Here is a 17,079-nt window from a genome sequence, read left to right as displayed (position 1 = left end):
TATATCCCTCTTGTTCACCTGTTTAACTCTGATATCCGTAGAAGTTTAGTGCAGCTGTAAAACTAGAGCCAGACGGTGGTACAGTTCCGTAAGATGGTAATAATATTAACACATATACTACTTCTCCATTACTATTCCCAGAGCCTATTGATGCAGTTGTATTGCCTATTGCAGAGGATACTGAAGATGGCAAGCCGTAACTTCCTAAAACTGTGAATTGCAGACCATTTATCATGACTGTTCCTGGAGTGTTCGTAGGATCAACAGATATTGAATTGTTAGGGAATGAGGTTATGGGATCCATTGTAGAACCATGGGTTCCCAGTACTAGGATTTGGATAGGAGTGTTATTAGTCACATGTTCTAAGGACGCTGCTATATTGATCATTTGATTGTTATTACCTGGGTAGTTAAACTCTACCTCAACTATTGCAAACAGATATGCTGCTGAATAACTGGCTACAACATTAGAATGTGAGTCGTAAAGGAAAGCTGCATAGTCTGCTGTACCTGGACCTATAGCTGGTAATTGAATAGATAATCCACCATTGTTAGAGATTAAGGAAAATTCCAGTGGGTCTATTTGAAGAAGAGCGTTCTCTGAATTTATCCGAACTACACTACCTGTTACGGAGTTGCTCACTACAAATCCTGCCACAAAAGCCTGGTATACTAGCATTGATAATAGTAGAGCTGCTACGGATATCATTGCTACGGTTTTAATGTTTAGATTCATTTTTGTTCAAACCTATTATTGTTTTTTACATATTTAAATAGATAAGTACAAAAAATTGAAATATCATATATTTTTGGTCGATTCTAAATATATTACTATAATTGGATTAAAATATACCTCCACATAAACAAAGATATATATGAAAATGGATATTACGAAATTAATTTTAGTGTAGTTATGAATGATAATTTCCGTCATCAAGTACAAATAATTGATGAACCTCTGTTAAACTGGACTGTTGTAAAGATTTTAACAATAAAGGTAACTAGCTCTCTACATTTTGTCTTAATATTTTAACTTAATGAAATGGACAAGGCTGATTTTCATAGAGGTATATAAAACTCAGCTTCCTAGTTTGAAGTAGTTTCAAAATAAATATTCAAAAGTTATTCCTATCTGATATACAAATACTAGTAATGACTGTTTATAAATTTAGAGAACTTACTCAGTTGAAAGATGGTTCATTTCAGTTTTAGAAGTAGAGTATTTGCCTTAATTATAAGTGTTATTTATAAAAGTTACACAAAAAACTTAATTTGTAAAAATCATAATACCATTGATGATCAAAATGTCTAAGCATAGGAGGAAAATTGAGATAATTTACACAATACTTAAAAAAATTATGGACAGTGAAATTGAAGTGAAAAAGACTCATTTGATGTATTTAGTGGGATTAAACTATGATGTATTCTCCAAATATATATCAAATATGGAAAAATTAGGCTTGATTACGGTGAACAAGGAGGGATATTCGCTTACAGATGGTGGTAGGAGAGAGCTTGAGATGATAGAGAGCTATTTGGAAATAGAAAATAAGCTCAAGAGATGAATGAATAATAAGGATGGGAGAGAACGGATGAGCTTAAGGGAGACTCAAAAGGAGTAGTTCCATCAATCATACTTAGGAAAATTGATGGGTTTAGTCTAAAATATAATTTGTTTTTAAACTTGAGGATAATGGTGCCCAATCTCGTTCTCATTTAGTAGTTTAAGCCTTAAATCGTTAAATGAGTTTGAGATCAAATTTTATTACGAAAATTCCTTGGGTACTAGTCAATGGATCATCAGCAAATGTCTCAACCCTTATCAGATACAAGATTGTTTAGTAACCTCCTTACAAAATCCTTATCTGATTTAGCCTTTTCCACAAGGTTCATGAATAAGCCTGATAAATTTTCGTCGTCAAGTAAAATTGATAGCGAATCTCTGATCACGTTCTCGTCCAAGTAAATCATTTTGACAGTCATCCCACCGTCTATTACGAAATTTACACCAGATATCCATGAGGCTTCCTCGGAAACCAAAAACGAGACTATTGAAGATATGTCCTCAGGTCTCCCAACCCTTCTGGTGAGATGCTGTCTGTGGTCTAGGTTAGTTAACCTGCTCTGCTTTGGAGGATACTGCCAACTACTAGTGTCTATCCATCCAGGGCTAATAGCTATAACCCTTATATTATACTTGCTGAGACTTACAGCTAGAGAGTGGGTTAGGGCTACAATTCCACCCTTGGATGCAGAATAAGGCTCGGTATTTGGTTCGGATTGCAGTGCTCTAGTTGACGCTATGTTTATAATTACCCCTCCAGTTTCCTTATTTCTCTTCATGTAATTTATAACATATTTTGAACATAACCAGGTGCCTGTCAGGTTAGTGTCAATTATTTTTCTCCATTCCTCAAGTGTCTGCTCCTCGATACTTCTCCCACTAAATCCAATCCCTGCATTGTTGATTAACACATCTATCCTACCGTATTTTCTGTAAGATTCATCCATGAGATTTTTCACATCACTTTCCGATGATACGTCAGTTTTCATAAAGAGTGAATCTATATTCTCCTTGCGGAACTGCTCAACTCTGTAAGAACCAGCTTGCTCATCAACATCAGCTATGACCACAGAATAGCCTCTCTTACCCAGTGTATAGCTTATAGACGCTCCTATACCTCTTGCCCCACCAGTTACAATGGCTACTTTTCCCATATTTTTCCCCATGTAAGTATCCTTAGTTTATCTCATAAAATATTAAAAACTATGTAATCACTGAACTTCTCAGCAGTCTATATGAAATAATCCTTGAAATTTCTAGTTCTTTTTACATAAACCTTAAACCTTTGCTCAGTGAAGATTTAAATGGAATAAGAAGAAGCTAACTTGAACTCTCCACTTGAACTTTTCCTGTCCTTGCCGAAAACCTCTTCAACAAGATCATTTTTCATAAATCTATGAGCTGTAGACTTGGAAAGTAAGTGGAATTCTCGTGATGATGAATATTGAATTGCACCGTATAAGAATGTGTAATTACGTAACGTAAAGTTTTTTATATACAGTTATAATAGGAAAATGATGCCTATAATAACAGTTAGGATTGACGACGAGCTAAAAGAGAAAATGGACGAATTAAGCTATATAAATTGGAGCGAAGTTATAAGGAGAAGTATAATTAGTGTAATAGAGGAAGAGAACAAAAAAAGAAAGAGGAATTTTAGGAAAAAAGACAGTGATAGAATAAAAAGGGCTTCTATTAAAGCAGAGGAATTTTCCGCATATTTAAGTGGAGAGAAGTCTGAAGAAAAAATAAGGGAATGGAGAGATAAGAATTGGCAATTGTAGATGCTTCAGTTGTCATAAAATGGTATGCTAAAGAGGAGTATAGCGATGATGCAAATAGGCTTAAGAGAGCATACTCTGAAGGTCTAGTAGACCTTAAAGCGCCTTGTATTTTACCCTTTGAAGTAATTAATGGGCTGAAATACACGTATAGTTTAGGAGAAGAGGAACTAGTCACGATTTCAAGGATTTTAGATGATTTTCAAATAACCTACTACAGCTTTTCCGATATAGAGGAAATTGTAACCTTCTCAATGAAGTACGGTATAACGATTTATGACTCTGCCTATATAACCCTAGGTAAAACTCTTGGCGAAGAGGTATATACTGCAGATGAGAAGCTGTTGAGGAAGGTTAGAAGTTTGCAATGGGTTAAGCATGTAAGAGATTTCAAAATCTAACATAAGTAGAATTATCTATCGCCCTAAAAGTGAATAATACTCAACTCTCATGATTAGTGGCATAAGACAAACACTGTTTAAGTGATAATTAAAAAGGGAGGGCTTTAAATTGACAACATGACCCGGGTAATGAAAGCCCGGATTAAGTAACACAACATCGAGAGTGAGTATAAATATTTCATTTTATTAATATTATTTTAGGTGAAGAATTAATCCATTTATTAGCATGGTTTGGTCTCGAAAGTTTTATATTTATTCATGATACGTCTATGAACTATGGATAGGGATAGGATTGACATTTATCTACTTATGGTTTCCAGAATTTCAAGAAGTCTCGCCGCTGGGTTCTTATCAGTAATAATAGGCATATATTACCTATACATAGGGCTAAACACTATTCAAGTAGGTATCCTGTTTGCAATAGGAGCATTTGTCAATCCTCTATTCTCTCTCCTTTTCTCCGTAAACGCAGACAGGTACGGAAGGAAACCTTTCCTACTACTTAGTACATCCTTCTTACCAATAAGCCTAGTAATTCTTCTCTTCACAAAATACTTTCCGCTTTTAGCATTATCTGCAGTACTTGGAGGATTTGGAATAGCGGGTGGTTTAATAGGAGGAGGTGTAGGGGCAATAGTTGCACCGATTCAATCTGCCATATTAGCGGAAAAAACTAAAAAGGAAGATTTCACCAAGATATATTCCTTATTTACGACCATCTCCACATATAGCGGTGCCGCAGGGGCACTACTGGCAGGCATAAATGACTATAGGATACTGTTTCTTCTAGGAATCCTATTATCCACGTTATCCTTTATATTTGTTATACCCGTTACCGAGAAAAAATCAAGTGACTTGAAGGAAAAGCCTATTGAGATAAGTACAAATAATAAAAATAGTAAAAATAATGATAATAATAATAACAGAAACAGAGATATCATAAAGAAGTTTACATACACAGGACTTTTTAACGGACTCTCTCAAGGATTAATAGTCCCATTTATACCTATAGTATTTGAGAAGTTCTACAATCTTCCTCAGGCTGAGATTGGCTATATCGTATCCATAGGTGGGATAGTCTCGGCATCTTTAATTTTACTTACGCCCAAACTGAATGAAAGACTAGGTTTTGTTAGACTAATCATATACACAAGACTCGTATCAACGATCTTAACTTTTGTTTTTCCTTTCCTTAGATATGATTTATTAGCTGCGCTAGACTATGCTGTATTCACGTCTTTTAGAGCTATCTCATTACCTGCACAACAGGCATTAATGATGAGTCTAGTTTCTAGCAATAGAAGAGCGACAACTAGTGGAACCAATCAAACTGCAAGGTTATTATCACTAGCCTCATCTACCTTGCTGTCAGGGTTTCTGTTAAGTGTTTCTGTCATACTTCCTTTTACTGCAGCATTCTTTACTAACTCATTGAACCTCTGGTTATACTACAAGTTCTTTTGGAATGTGCCAGAGGCTAGAGAGAAGAAGAGGATTGATAGATTGAACGTAGAATAGATAAAGAAAAAATTACTTGACTTTTTACCATGTTCTGAAAATTGTCCTCAATACGGATATGTAGATGTTGTGGAAGTATATGTTGTAGAAGTGGTTGAGGTAGTACTACTGGAGGTTGAACTACTGGAGGTTGACATAGAACTCGTTGAGGAGCTGGTCGTACTTGAACTACTGGTTAATGTGGGGAGTGTAATTATCCATGGTACTGGTTTGAAGAACGTTAAATTCACCATTATACCATTACCAAGTATTATAGAATCCTTAAGGATATATCCTGGTGGACCCCATGTCCACATTTGTCCGTTATTATCAGGTGTTGATACTATTGTAATGAAACTCTGTGAGGCACTATAGCTGAATGTGACATTACCATTTATGGCGTATGCAAAGGCTATGAATGGTACTTCTCCAGATGGAGAGTTTGGTAAACCATTGGTTGAATAGAACACTACTGAGAAGTTGTAATTAGTTAAGTTTGCTGTGGGAGTATGAATTATAGTACCTGGTTTTATAACCACCATTATATTCCCTGCAGTTATTACTCCTCCTTCCATTCCATTAACCTGATATGAGTATGCGTTTATAGGTGTTAAACCAAAGGCTTTAGTCACTGAAACATTGGAGGGAGTCGGTGGAATAGCTAATGGATTTTGACCTGTTTCGAATATCCAGAGGACAGGTTTAAAGAATTGAGTATTTACCATTACATTATTCCCGTAAATCCACTTGTCTGGGAATTTGTAACTCCCACCCACATAAGCTGTACCATTGAAGCTTCCTCCAAGCCAAGTCCAGCTTGTCCAGGTATTTGATCCATATACAATTGTTATTATTGGTTTGGATACCTTTGAGGAATTTACGAAGGAATAGGCTGGAGATATCTTGCCGTTCAAAGCAAAAGCAAAGGCATATGAAGGTGTATAGTTAAAGAAAGCTAGTGGGGGTGGATAAACTCCCTGAACACTGAATAGTACTAACGAGAAATTATAAACTGATAATAATGTACCATTTGGCAACTCAGCATAAGTACCGGGTTGTACTATGGAGACGATGTTACCTGCCTGGACTATTCCACCTGTAGATGCGTTTACAGTGATTGTACTTTCCTTTATTACCTTAAATATCGGCTGATTTATGTTGTAGAACAATGTGTCCTCTATTGATGGAATTGAATTTACATTCCAATTCTCTTTGACAATTTGCCACATTCCAGCAGTCGAGTTGTACATTAAGTAGGCTGTTAATGATATGTGTAAGTCGTATATACCAGGGAATGTTGGTTCGCCCTGGTTCACAAAACCAATTATAGGCGTTACATTAGCAGTGACAACTGCCATGGTCTCATTTGGAAGTAGTGTTACCTTGATTGAAGGAGGTATAGCAGTTCCATTTGGTAAGAGATTCTGTGAATACTCTACAACGAATATGAAATATTTGTCCCAATTATTGAAGAAATTCTGTATATTTGTTAACCCAGTATAAGTTCCGTTAGATAACCCCTGGGGAAGCACTCCAGAAATATTTAGTACTGCATTGGGACTGAAGTACTGAGAAATTACATTAGGGGCAAACTCTGCACCTAGTCCATTAACCTCTGACAGGACCTCATAAGCCACTTGATTTGCTTGCATTAAATGCTGTGATGGATAGCCGGAAATTACTGCTGATGGTGAGACCTCATTACCTACCCAATTCATTGAGGTTATCTCAGGCACTCCATTTATTATTTGAACTACTAAGGTCACTGATGCATTAAATACCTGAAGGTATATGGGGTCTTGTGTTGGAGCCACAAAGTATTGAACCACTGCCGATATTTGGTATGAAGTATTACTCATTTGGGTTACTTTAGGTAATTCAGTGGTGTAGAAATACACTGTCTCATAATCAGAGAAGAAATTAGAAAGCCATGAGGAGTTGAACGTCTGTAAATTATATGTACCAGGGAATGGTACTCCAGATATGGTTGCGGTGAAGTTTGAGGCTAGATAAGGAGTCACATCTCCTGGAGATTCTATTGCTATACCATCCCACATTTTAAAGACATTGGCAAGTGCACTACCCTCAGTATATTGAGCTGACACCTTTTGTTTCAGTAATGCTGAATACATGTTTTCCAGTGTTGTATAGTTTGACAGTAACTTTTGGTAGTTGGTATAGTTTTCTTCTGCCAATTTCATAAAGTAACTGGCATTAGCTTGAGCTTGGGACAAGGTAGAACTTAGTGATGTATAGGAATTTTGTAGAGATGTGTAGTTTGAACTGACAACACTGTACTCATAAAAACCTACCGCAGCTATGACTAGTAATATTATAGCTACTATGACGAAACCTATTGTTTTTGAGTCAGGCATTTCCCTTCGATACGTGTAAGGTCTCATCTGTTTATAAAGATTTACCCAAATTTAGTTACGTTAGTTTATTATTAGAAGATGAGGAAAAATAAAGAGCCTATCTGAGCTTAAAGGAGCCATAAAGACATAAAAGTTAAAGGGAGGGAATTCAACGTTGTTATAAGCTTAAATAGAGGTCGTAAAGAGACACTCGTTTTTGACATTTAATTTCACTTAGTTTCTCTTTCAAGTTCCACAAGAACTTCTCTAAAAATTACGAACTCTCTGCTTAACCTAAACTTAGCCCCATATCCGTCCCCTTCTTTTACTACTATTTTATTTTCCATTAAGACCTCCAAATGATGAATTATTGTTTTGTAGTTTAGGTTCAATTTTTCAGCTATCTGATTTGCGTTTAGCGAATCAAACTCTAAGAGTTTTACGATTTCCAGTCTAGTTTTACCTCCCCGTGAGGAGAAGAATAAGAATTTCAATATTTTCTTTATCTGCTTTCTCTCCTTATTATTCATTGGTAATTACTAAAATGTTTCCAAACTAATATAATTTCTCAGTAGAAATTGAAAGAGTTTTACACTTTAGCTACGTAATAGTAAAAGAGTATGATGACTGACGTTGAAACTATTGCTATTGCCAGGGAAGGATATACGTATACTGGGTCACGACCATAGCTCCACATACTAAATGCCACAGCATTTATTATACTCTCAAAAAGTAGTAGTACGGATATCAAGAGTAACACGCCAGAGAGCTTTCCATGAAACTCATTTCTCAGAGACTTAAATTCAAGGAAAATTAATGTAGAGAATATGGCAGATACTATAGCAAGAGAAATGTGAATATACCATAATTCAAACATATACAAAGGCTTTGTGCTATGGGTGTTAAAAAGATTTACCCAAATCATGGATTATAATGAAACCCTTATTCTGTCTTTATCTTAAAATACCTGTTATTATCACCTTGCTCAAGATATATTATTTTACTTGACTCCGAGATCATCAGATCTAGGATGTCTTTTGATACTTGATTGGTCTTCCTCATGGATAAGCGCAAAACTCCGATCATGGATTAAGGTAGATCAATAAATGTTCCCCTTAAGTAGAAGGGTAATTTCCTCCACATGTATTTCTCAGCCCATCTAAGTAGATCTAGTTTCCTCTCTGGGATCTTAAGTTTAGAAATTCTCAGTTTACTCCTGAAATACTTCTGACTTCCTCCCCGCCCTAAAGGGCGAGGGTTCCGGGCATTAGGACTCTGTCGAGACCCGCACTTGCCCAGCAGTCGAGAGGATCAGAGAACCCCTCCCATAAAGATTCATTACAGCAATAACATCGCGGTCATTCTCATAACCACATAAAACACACCTAAATTGCCTATACGCATATTCCTTCATTTCACCTTTACATTTCGGACAACGAGTAGAAGTATAAAACGCGGGAACTTTAACAACCTTTAGTCCATGCTTTATCGCTTGCCACTCAATCCAGTATTGAACACGACGATACTGCATTAAATACAATTTATCACGAAACGGTTTAGCTAACTTATCAACGTTCTTAATCATGTTGTTTAAATCCTCAATAAAAACGGCAGACGCGCCATAAGACTTAGCTACCTCAACTACCCATTTTCCTGTTTTCTTTACAAAATCCTCTAGGATCCGTTTGGCTTTCCTATGAAAAGCAAGATACCTCTTGTGTATCCTCTTAACTGTGAAGGTCTTGTTGCCGTACTTTTTCTGAAGTCCTTCAGCCAACGACTTGAAGTGTTTAGCATCATCAAGACGTGTTGATATAATAACATGTTCTTTATCATTACCTACAGTGAGATTCTCCATGTTAACGTCAACAGCAACACCACCAGACGCGGTTGGCGGCTGAATTTGCTTCAGAAAAGTGACTTTAAGAAATGCTTTATCGTTTACTATCTTCAGTCTAGCCTCCCTGATTTCCCAATCCTTATACAAGGCATAGTTTCTAGGATAACCAATAATGGAAAGATCGCCAACAGAAGTTATGTTAACTTTCATTTTGTCTAGGTCAAGTCTATATGACAGACTGGGCGTTAGCCACACTGAGAAGTGCTTAATTTTTGGAAAATTGCCACGTCTAGGGTTTTTCCTCCAGCTATTGTAGATTGTGACAGCGTTCCTATAACAATCTTGAGCAACTTTGGAGGGTAAATTAAACTTTTCTCTCAACTGTTGATAAAGGGCATCATGCACTTGCTTTATAATATTCTTCGCCGGCTTATTCTTCTTTAACCAATCCATTACGAAATTGAGTGCTTTACCATACTGAGAAACTAGGGAGAGTAGTCCGGCTGAGGGGGAGATCCTGAACGTGATTGTAGATTGGATCTCGAATCCCTCATGAGGGCGCATAGAGTTGCGCCCCTTAACCGGACTGCCCATGACAGTATAACTGTAGAAGTATTTTAAAAAATTTGCATCTCATCACAGATGGCTGGTTTTTCCTTCTTCTAAATCTACATCCCCGCCATAAATGGCGAGGCTTTCATCATTTTGTAAATATTGAATTTTACTCTAGTGAATTTACAAATATTCTAGTTCCTGCTAAAGGAGTATATATCGAGAATTGAACACCATCAGCACGACATCAGCTAATTTCCTCGAGAATTTTATGGTAGCTATTATATCCTTTAATGATTCATATGGTGCACCTAACATCATACCTAGAAACACTATTACGCCGTTCTCACGGAGCACTTTTACAGCCTTCACAGAGTTGGGTATTGCAAGTTTCTTATGCGTCTTCTTTAGCGTCTCTTGGCTACCACTCACTATACCCAAAAACGCAACTCTTAAACCTGCATCTGATGTCAGCTTTATTAACTGAGGATTCCTAGCAGTAACGTCAGCCCTCATCTGTGTTATAAAATTTATGGTTAATCTTCTGTCTATCATCTCTCTGAATAGTTTCTCCCTCTGAGACCTATTGGGCCATACTATGAAGATATCGTCAACAAAGAAGATCCAGTTATAACCAAGTTTCCTTATCTCCCCTATATCCCTTAATATTCTAGAGTTAGACTTATTCCTCCACTTATTACCCCAAGTGGGTGTAACAGAAATCACAGGCGTAAGGACATCCTCTAGCTGTCTCCATACATGCTCCATATTGATCCTCATTGAATATATCTAAGACTTAGCTAAGCTTATTACGTCACTAACTGAGAAAGAGTCTGCTTCCATATCAACAACCTTTATGTACCAATTTCCTATAGCTCTAAGGTCGCCTGCTAATTGAAGTAAACCTAATGGTGTCGGCATAAAAACCAAATGACTTATTATAACCACTGCCTGTAGGATTTGTTGGTTTCACCAGTAGGGCTTTCATAAATTTGCGTTTTAATCTCTTAATATCAATACTTAGTTTATGAAAAGTAATATTATAAAAGTTTATAAACGAATCACTATATAGCTACCACTTTTCAATGAAATAGTTTTTATATATGGAGAAAATAACATTTTGAATTAATTGAAAATTCTTCCATTATATACGCTGTTAAAAACCAGTTCTCTGGAATAAGATTTAGAATTAACTTAATGAGAAATCAGAATATATAGCAGAAGTAAAAAACTGTATTATATTTCTACCTTTCTAAACCTAATATATCCTAAAATTAAAGGTACAACTATCCACAATATGCTAGAGAGGCCTACTAAGGGCAATATAACCACACCTGAGGCGTCTGAAATTAAGCCTGCGCCTATAAGTTTGTCTACATAATACTCCCCAAATTGGAATATGCCTAATGGATTAAAGTAGCCTAACATATATTGGGCTTTAACTATACCTAGGTTAGTGTACAATCCCAAAATTGCACCAATTATAGAATATCCTATTGTAAATAATAAAAATAGGAATATCGATATGCCTAAATAACCTCCAGAAGATTTAATAAATGTTGGAAATAGGTAAGTTAAAGAGAAGAAAGCTACGAGACCCACAAATAGTGACAGGGAGATAGGGAGTATAGGAACTAAAGGAATTCTAGCTCCAATAATGAGTTCAATGGTAATTAGAGATACCAACGAGAACACTATGGAAATAATTAGTGCAGTTAAAACCCCAGAAATATACCTGTTAATGAATACATCACGTCTAGTAACGGGTCTGGCTAACAGGAACTTTAATGCGCCTGAATCTCTAGGTTTTGCGAATATGGCATATGACAGGTATAACATCATTATAGGGAATATAAATGAAAATGGCAAAAGTTGTGCGTATGTAGCCGTAATAACATAGTCTGTAACATAACCGTAAGGATAGAATCTAGAGAAGCCAAAAGAACCAGAGGAAGACGGAGTGTTACCTGTATCAGTACTACTACTATTCACTATCTCTACAAATATGTAACTACCATTCGCATTTAGGTTCCCTATATCATAAGTATTTATGTAGCTATTCACCGTACCAATATAAGTTAGTTTAACATAATTAGGTAATGAGGAAATATTAAGCGTCACATTTGATGGCATGGAGTTAATAAATCCCACATATAATTTTAAGTTTGAACCATAAACATTAGATGCTACAATGAGCTCCTTATTTGCTATAACAGCATAACTAGCTACTATTGATGAAGGAGTGGAATAAATTGTCTCACCTGACAGAGGAGAGGTACCACCCTGACCTCTGGTTCCAACGATTAGACTACCTTGACTTTTGGTCTCACTAGAATAGCTAGAATAGGTCGCTGTACCACTAGATAACGCATAATCTGTAGTAGTTACTGAGGATTGCGAAAAGGATATCAAGGTCACAGTTTTACCTCCATAAGTTACATTACATGTTATTGCCCCATTAGGAATCACTGAGGTAATAAATATACCTGAGGAATTGGTGGTAGTTTGGGAAGTTTCATTAACTGGTCTAAGTCCGAGACTGTTGTTAGCTTGAAATACCTCAGCTTCTGAGAAGACGACAACACTTGCTCCAGATATTGGTTTACCAGAATTGTCAAATACATAACCAATCATTTTATCTCCTGAGGTAGTCGCAACAACATTGATATTCCCTAAGTTATTTGTAGAGGATAATGATGATTTTACCAAGTAACCTAGTCCTACAGCTATTAGAACAGATACGATAAGGAGGATAATTACTGAGAGTCTAATAAAAGTCCTCTTAAAATCATACCAGATTGGATTCATCCATTAAACCCAAGTAGAGAATTCGAAACGTATTATTTATATCTTGCTTCGAAAATAATTTAGATGATTAAGTAAACCATAAGGTCGAAAATAACTTTCCCTGCATTTGAATTTACATGAATTCTGACTTAGTTTATTACTATTCATGTGTAAAAAATGAACTGACAATTAATTCATATGATTAATTTATAGTCCTTCTATACCTCACCCTCACTTGCTTGGATCCCTCCATTTTTAACTGGGAAGTCTAAATAGTCTAAATTTTCCCTGAAATACGTATGAAATGTTTTTTATGAACCAGTGTCACGGAGGGAGTAACTTTCAATTATACGAGGGAGACTAACCTGTACTTAGGTTCAGATATAGGTTACCTATGGACTTGGCTTTACTTTTTGGACTCGAAATATAATTAATCTATTATATTAAACTAGTTTTATAATGAATATAATAATTTACGTCAAATAATACTAGATATGTCTGAGAAAGCGGAAATAAAAGCAGGAGAGATTATTGCCAGAATGGATAGGATTCCAATATGGGGTCTGTCTTACATTTTCATAGGAATACTGGGAATAGGCTTCCTCTTCACCTTTTATGATATTTTTGACATAAACGTATCATTCATACAAACAGCAGTGACCATATTTCATGTCTCAAGTCCGTCATCACCACAGATCCCTCTTCTTTTGGGACCAGCAGTACTACTGAATTTGATAGGCTACGTAATAGGTTCATTAATATTATCACCTGTTTCAGATATCATAGGCAGGAGGAGAATGTTGATAATAACAATGATTATCACAGGTTTAGGTAGTCTTTACAATACATTTGTGAATGATTACCTTAACTTCGTAGTGGCTAGAACCATAACAGGCATCGGTGTTGGTGCAGATCTAGCAATAGTAAATACATACATAGGAGAAGTTGCACCTATTAACGGTAGAGCGAAATATACAAGTCTAGTGTTTTTGTTCTCAACCCTAGGTGCCACGTTGGGTATATGGTTAGGATTATTACTGACGACCCCTCCTGCTTCTTTTCCATTAGGTCTTCCATTCGCATTAGGCTTATCCGGCTTCTTTGCTGTAAATGGTTGGAGAGTAATGTATGGTATTGGTGCATTACTTGCGTTGGTAGGACTACTACTAAGGTTTAGTTTACCTGAATCACCTAGGTGGTTGATCTCCCATAATAGGATAAGTGAGGCAGAGAAGATTGTAAACATGATGGAGGATAAAGCTACGAAGAAACTCAAACAATTACCTTCCCTTCCGAAGGTTATAACTCCGTATTTGTCCGAAAGGCTCTCGTATGCTGATGCTTTGAAAACAATCTTCTCAAACTCCCAGTACGTAAAACGTTTTGTAATCCTATTTACAATGTGGTTGTTCGGTTACATGACAGTGTATACACTTGCAGCTGGGCTTACTTCTGTTCTAGCCTCTCTTGGTTACCCACCACCAGAAGCAGGTATAATAGCAGCAATTGGAAGTATTGGGTTTATACTAGTCCCCTTGACTACCTTCGCTGTTGGAGATAGATTGGAGAGGAAAGTATGGACGGCAATATCTGTAATCTTCACCTTCTTAGGAGGGCTTTTAATAGCACTAGCAGGAACAGACGTGGTCGTATCATTTATTGGGTCAATAATACTCTTCTATGGATTTAACCTATGGGTACCAATATCATATGCGTGGACTGCTGAGAGTTTTCCAACGAGGGCTAGGAGTACAGGGTTTGCATTATGCGATGGGATAGGACATGTAGGAGGAGGGATAGGACTGATAATTATAGCCTCTTTCATAAGCTCCCTTCTGTCCTCTGGAGTGACAACTGGTTTAGCTGTTGAAGTGTTCGTGATAATAGGAGTATTCCAACTCATATCAACTTTAATTGCAATACTATCTGGACATAAGACGGCAAACAAAAGATTAGATGAGATATCTCCCTAGTAGAGTTAAATATGTTCTAAAACGAATATCGCAGTATTTTTCTTATTTTTCTATCTTGAACTTTTAAATAATACATTACTGACAGGAAAAGCCAATAGTGACAACTTTTCCTCACTTAATGCTATAAACCTTTAAGTAATTTATTTAGTCATGAAATTAACCTTAATTGGTAAAATATTTGATGGCGAGAAGGTCATCCCTAAGGGAACTGTAATAGTAGAGAATGATAAGATAACGGATGTAATTGAAGGTGAGGAAAATAGTAGGGCAAGCTCAAAAACAATCTACGCTGATTTCATCATGCCAGGGTTAATTGATGCCCATTTACACTTCTTTGGAGTGGAAGAGGATAATGTCCTCTCTTGGAATATAGTCAATGAGATAGATGTAGCCATAAGGAGCACTAGGGATATGGAAACGCTTTTAAGATCAGGTTTTACTACCGTGAGAGATCTGGGAAGTAAGGTTGCTGTAAGACTTGACAGATTGCAAAGGAGAGGAGAGATAATAGGACCAAGGATAATTGCTTCAGGATACTCATTGGCAATAACAGGTGGTAATGATGACCCCAAGGAACTTCCCCTAGACTTCGCACAATCAATCTCTTACTCCTTTTACTGTGATTCACCGTACGAATGTAGGAAAGCAGTTAGAAAGGCAATAAGGCAGGGGGCAACTGTGATAAAAGTCTACTCTTCAGGAGCATTCTCCCAGGGAGGCAGAATATTACCTGGTTTTGCTTTAGATGAATTGAAGGCTATAGTGGAAGAGTCCCATAGAGCTGGTCTAATGGTAGCTTCCCATGCCTATGGAAAGGACGCATTAATGAACTCGATTATGGCTGGAGTAGATACAATAGAACATGGTTTAGGTTTAGATGAGGAGACAGCTCAGATGATTAAGGAAAGAGGCATATGTTATATCCCGACATTAGCTACTTACCAGATACCCTTTGAATCAGTAAATCCAGAGGCTAAGATATATAGGGAAGAGATGATTAGGAGACACTTTAATGAGGACATGAAGATAGCTGTCGAACATGGGTTAAAGATAGCCACAGGTACTGATTATGTTGGCTCCAAGAAGAGACCCCATGGTCAGAATTACATAGAGGCTCTGTTACTCTCTAGGTACATGAGCAATATAGATGCACTTAGAGCCTCAACAAGTATAGCCAGTGAATGTTTAGGGTTAAGGAATGTGGGGTATATAAAAGCTGGTTTCAAGGCAGATCTAATTGCAGTGAGAGGAGACCCATTAGCTAGCTTAGAGGAATTATCTCCATCTCATATAATGTATGTAATTAAAGACGGTAAAATATATAGAGGCTATGGAAACTACAGTGAGGAATAGTATTTTAGCTTAGTAGAAAATTTCGTCTTTAATATCTGAGTGTGGGGATAATGCACTTTTTTAGAAATGATTGGTAAACTACGACCAATTGAGGGTTTTTAGTTTTTATGGCATAATCTTTGACGACGTAGACCTAAATATAGATGGTGATGGGAGAGTGACAAAGAATCGACAAACCTCGCCTTTTAAGGCGGGGTGAGGTTTTTATAGTATCGTTAAGATGTTAAATTTGGTTAAAATGACGCGTGAGGAAACCCATGGAAATGGGTATACCAGTTCAATTAAGTGTCCTCATGCTGAAAAACAATATTCCTGAGTCTCAAGGAGGGTGGAATGAGGGTTCCACCACGGGTTCCTCCACCAGAGGGATAGGGGTAAAGTGGCTGAAGACCCAGCCTTTGGTCTACCGCTGGATGAGTGGAGTGGGGTGGGTGATACTCACTAGTTATGAGACGATGAGGGTGAAGGCGGTAAATCATAAACCTGTGAACCGCTCTAAAGGAACCCTTTAGGGCTGGGAGTGGGTCAGCTAGAGTATAAGACGTTACCAGCCAAACCTAATTTTAGGTATAGGACTAGCACCAGGAAGAACTAAAATCACTCCTGAGAAAATTGCTATAAATTACAAGTACTCCAGGATACCTGATAATATGGGAGTCATATATAAGGGACAGAGAATTGACATGAATGAACATGACGGGATATTTTCTAATTTGCCTGTTGAAGAATTGGTTGAATACTTGAAATCTAAGAACGTTCCCTCAGAGATAAGCCTCACTGCTGGATCGTACATTTGTAATATGACCATGTTCCTCATACTCAGGGAGGCTAAAAGAATTGGTACAAAGGGAGGATTTATACATATACCGTGCCATGAGAGGTGTGCAATAGAATCCAAAAGAGATATGCCGTTTATGAGCTTGGATAAAATAAAAGAGGCTGTTAATCTAGCCATAGAGTTCTACTTAAAAAGTTGA

The 17,079-nt window shown here is 36.9% G+C and carries 18 protein-coding genes; 8 read left to right on the top strand and 10 right to left on the bottom strand.

The features are described 5' to 3' along the window. Positions 1-22: 22 nt before the first annotated feature. Complete coding sequence (locus SUSAZ_08540) at positions 23-736, bottom strand: hypothetical protein (protein ID AHC51978.1); 714 nt, start codon at positions 734-736, stop codon at positions 23-25. 559 nt (positions 737-1,295) lie between these two features. Here SUSAZ_08540 and SUSAZ_08535 point away from each other — a divergent pair. Beyond that, a complete protein-coding gene (locus SUSAZ_08535; GenBank protein ID AHC51977.1) occupies positions 1,296-1,565 on the top strand; it encodes a hypothetical protein in 270 nt (89 codons plus the stop codon). Between the two features lie 247 nt (positions 1,566-1,812). On the opposite strand, the gene SUSAZ_08530 is transcribed toward SUSAZ_08535, so the two are convergent. Beyond that, complete coding sequence (locus SUSAZ_08530; GenBank protein ID AHC51976.1) at positions 1,813-2,730, bottom strand: 3-ketoacyl-ACP reductase; 918 nt, start codon at positions 2,728-2,730, stop codon at positions 1,813-1,815. 351 nt (positions 2,731-3,081) lie between these two features. On the opposite strand from SUSAZ_08530, the gene SUSAZ_08525 reads away from it, so the two are divergent. The 3 genes from SUSAZ_08525 to SUSAZ_08515 all read left to right on the top strand — a co-directional run bounded on the left by SUSAZ_08525 (position 3,082) and on the right by SUSAZ_08515 (position 5,264). Then, positions 3,082-3,348, top strand: coding sequence for a VapB-type antitoxin (locus tag SUSAZ_08525; protein ID AHC51975.1), 267 nt, complete (start codon positions 3,082-3,084; stop codon positions 3,346-3,348). Beyond that, positions 3,336-3,746: a twitching motility protein PilT gene (locus SUSAZ_08520; GenBank protein ID AHC51974.1), complete on the top strand. Its 411-nt coding sequence runs from the start codon at positions 3,336-3,338 to the stop codon at positions 3,744-3,746. Before SUSAZ_08525 ends, SUSAZ_08520 begins: the two co-directional genes overlap by 13 nt. A 276-nt stretch (positions 3,747-4,022) precedes the next feature. Then, the gene (locus tag SUSAZ_08515) at positions 4,023-5,264 is read left to right on the top strand and encodes an MFS transporter (GenBank protein AHC51973.1); all 1,242 of its coding nucleotides are present in this window, start codon (positions 4,023-4,025) and stop codon (positions 5,262-5,264) included. Between the two features lie 47 nt (positions 5,265-5,311). On the opposite strand, the gene SUSAZ_08510 is transcribed toward SUSAZ_08515, so the two are convergent. The 8 genes from SUSAZ_08510 to SUSAZ_08475 all read right to left on the bottom strand — a co-directional run bounded on the left by SUSAZ_08510 (position 5,312) and on the right by SUSAZ_08475 (position 12,797). Continuing rightward, positions 5,312-7,618 carry a hypothetical protein gene (locus SUSAZ_08510; GenBank protein AHC51972.1) on the bottom strand — a complete coding sequence of 769 codons (2,307 nt, stop codon included), beginning with the start codon at positions 7,616-7,618 and terminating at the stop codon, positions 5,312-5,314. Between the two features lie 209 nt (positions 7,619-7,827). Further along, positions 7,828-8,127, bottom strand: a complete 300-nt coding sequence (locus tag SUSAZ_08505) for a transcriptional regulator (protein AHC51971.1) — start codon at positions 8,125-8,127, stop codon at positions 7,828-7,830. A 59-nt stretch (positions 8,128-8,186) separates the two neighbouring features. Continuing rightward, a complete protein-coding gene (locus SUSAZ_08500) occupies positions 8,187-8,474 on the bottom strand; it encodes a hypothetical protein (protein ID AHC51970.1) in 288 nt (95 codons plus the stop codon). A gap of 65 nt (positions 8,475-8,539) precedes the next feature. Next, the gene (locus tag SUSAZ_08495; GenBank protein ID AHC52571.1) at positions 8,540-8,659 is read right to left on the bottom strand and encodes a hypothetical protein; all 120 of its coding nucleotides are present in this window, start codon (positions 8,657-8,659) and stop codon (positions 8,540-8,542) included. Positions 8,660-8,864: 205 nt separating this feature from the next. Continuing rightward, positions 8,865-10,001, bottom strand: a complete 1,137-nt coding sequence (locus tag SUSAZ_08490) for a transposase (protein ID AHC51969.1) — start codon at positions 9,999-10,001, stop codon at positions 8,865-8,867. 192 nt (positions 10,002-10,193) lie between these two features. Then, positions 10,194-10,757 (bottom strand): hypothetical protein, encoded by a 564-nt coding sequence (locus SUSAZ_08485; protein ID AHC52570.1) that lies wholly within the window; start codon positions 10,755-10,757, stop codon positions 10,194-10,196. A gap of 21 nt (positions 10,758-10,778) precedes the next feature. Further along, complete coding sequence (locus tag SUSAZ_08480) at positions 10,779-10,910, bottom strand: hypothetical protein (GenBank protein ID AHC52569.1); 132 nt, start codon at positions 10,908-10,910, stop codon at positions 10,779-10,781. A gap of 315 nt (positions 10,911-11,225) precedes the next feature. After that, positions 11,226-12,797, bottom strand: a complete 1,572-nt coding sequence (locus SUSAZ_08475; GenBank protein ID AHC52568.1) for a hypothetical protein — start codon at positions 12,795-12,797, stop codon at positions 11,226-11,228. Between the two features lie 473 nt (positions 12,798-13,270). Here SUSAZ_08475 and SUSAZ_08470 point away from each other — a divergent pair, with 473 nt between their 5' ends. The 4 genes from SUSAZ_08470 to SUSAZ_08455 all read left to right on the top strand — a co-directional run bounded on the left by SUSAZ_08470 (position 13,271) and on the right by SUSAZ_08455 (position 17,079). Continuing rightward, a complete protein-coding gene (locus SUSAZ_08470) occupies positions 13,271-14,749 on the top strand; it encodes an MFS transporter (protein ID AHC51968.1) in 1,479 nt (492 codons plus the stop codon). A gap of 150 nt (positions 14,750-14,899) precedes the next feature. Then, positions 14,900-16,102, top strand: coding sequence for an amidohydrolase (locus SUSAZ_08465; protein ID AHC51967.1), 1,203 nt, complete (start codon positions 14,900-14,902; stop codon positions 16,100-16,102). A 263-nt stretch (positions 16,103-16,365) separates the two neighbouring features. Next, positions 16,366-16,614: a hypothetical protein gene (locus tag SUSAZ_08460; protein ID AHC52567.1), complete on the top strand. Its 249-nt coding sequence runs from the start codon at positions 16,366-16,368 to the stop codon at positions 16,612-16,614. A gap of 138 nt (positions 16,615-16,752) precedes the next feature. Then, the gene (locus SUSAZ_08455) at positions 16,753-17,079 is read left to right on the top strand and encodes a pyrrolidone-carboxylate peptidase (protein AHC51966.1); all 327 of its coding nucleotides are present in this window, start codon (positions 16,753-16,755) and stop codon (positions 17,077-17,079) included.

The sequence above is a fragment of the Sulfolobus acidocaldarius SUSAZ genome (genome assembly GCA_000508305.1).
Taxonomy (GTDB): domain Archaea; phylum Thermoproteota; class Thermoprotei_A; order Sulfolobales; family Sulfolobaceae; genus Sulfolobus; species Sulfolobus acidocaldarius_A.
The sequence above is the reverse complement of the archived record's forward strand: the minus strand, read 5'-3'. Positions and strand labels throughout refer to the sequence as shown.

Excerpts from the sequence above, each read along its gene's own strand:
- SUSAZ_08540 (AHC51978.1), bottom strand. The coding sequence starts at position 736 with ATGAATCTAAACATTAAAACCGTAGCAATGATATCCGTAGCAGCTCTA.
- SUSAZ_08535 (AHC51977.1), top strand. The coding sequence starts at position 1,296 with ATGATCAAAATGTCTAAGCATAGGAGGAAAATTGAGATAATTTACACA.
- SUSAZ_08530 (AHC51976.1), bottom strand. The coding sequence starts at position 2,730 with ATGGGGAAAAATATGGGAAAAGTAGCCATTGTAACTGGTGGGGCAAGA.
- SUSAZ_08525 (AHC51975.1), top strand. The coding sequence starts at position 3,082 with ATGCCTATAATAACAGTTAGGATTGACGACGAGCTAAAAGAGAAAATG.
- SUSAZ_08515 (AHC51973.1), top strand. The coding sequence starts at position 4,023 with ATGGATAGGGATAGGATTGACATTTATCTACTTATGGTTTCCAGAATT.
- SUSAZ_08510 (AHC51972.1), bottom strand. The coding sequence starts at position 7,618 with ATGCCTGACTCAAAAACAATAGGTTTCGTCATAGTAGCTATAATATTA.
- SUSAZ_08505 (AHC51971.1), bottom strand. The coding sequence starts at position 8,127 with ATGAATAATAAGGAGAGAAAGCAGATAAAGAAAATATTGAAATTCTTA.
- SUSAZ_08500 (AHC51970.1), bottom strand. The coding sequence starts at position 8,474 with ATGTTTGAATTATGGTATATTCACATTTCTCTTGCTATAGTATCTGCC.
- SUSAZ_08495 (AHC52571.1), bottom strand. The coding sequence starts at position 8,659 with ATGAGGAAGACCAATCAAGTATCAAAAGACATCCTAGATCTGATGATC.
- SUSAZ_08490 (AHC51969.1), bottom strand. The coding sequence starts at position 10,001 with ATGCGCCCTCATGAGGGATTCGAGATCCAATCTACAATCACGTTCAGG.
- SUSAZ_08485 (AHC52570.1), bottom strand. The coding sequence starts at position 10,757 with ATGGAGCATGTATGGAGACAGCTAGAGGATGTCCTTACGCCTGTGATT.
- SUSAZ_08480 (AHC52569.1), bottom strand. The coding sequence starts at position 10,910 with ATGCCGACACCATTAGGTTTACTTCAATTAGCAGGCGACCTTAGAGCT.
- SUSAZ_08475 (AHC52568.1), bottom strand. The coding sequence starts at position 12,797 with ATGAATCCAATCTGGTATGATTTTAAGAGGACTTTTATTAGACTCTCA.
- SUSAZ_08470 (AHC51968.1), top strand. The coding sequence starts at position 13,271 with ATGTCTGAGAAAGCGGAAATAAAAGCAGGAGAGATTATTGCCAGAATG.
- SUSAZ_08465 (AHC51967.1), top strand. The coding sequence starts at position 14,900 with ATGAAATTAACCTTAATTGGTAAAATATTTGATGGCGAGAAGGTCATC.
- SUSAZ_08460 (AHC52567.1), top strand. The coding sequence starts at position 16,366 with ATGGGTATACCAGTTCAATTAAGTGTCCTCATGCTGAAAAACAATATT.
- SUSAZ_08455 (AHC51966.1), top strand. The coding sequence starts at position 16,753 with ATGGGAGTCATATATAAGGGACAGAGAATTGACATGAATGAACATGAC.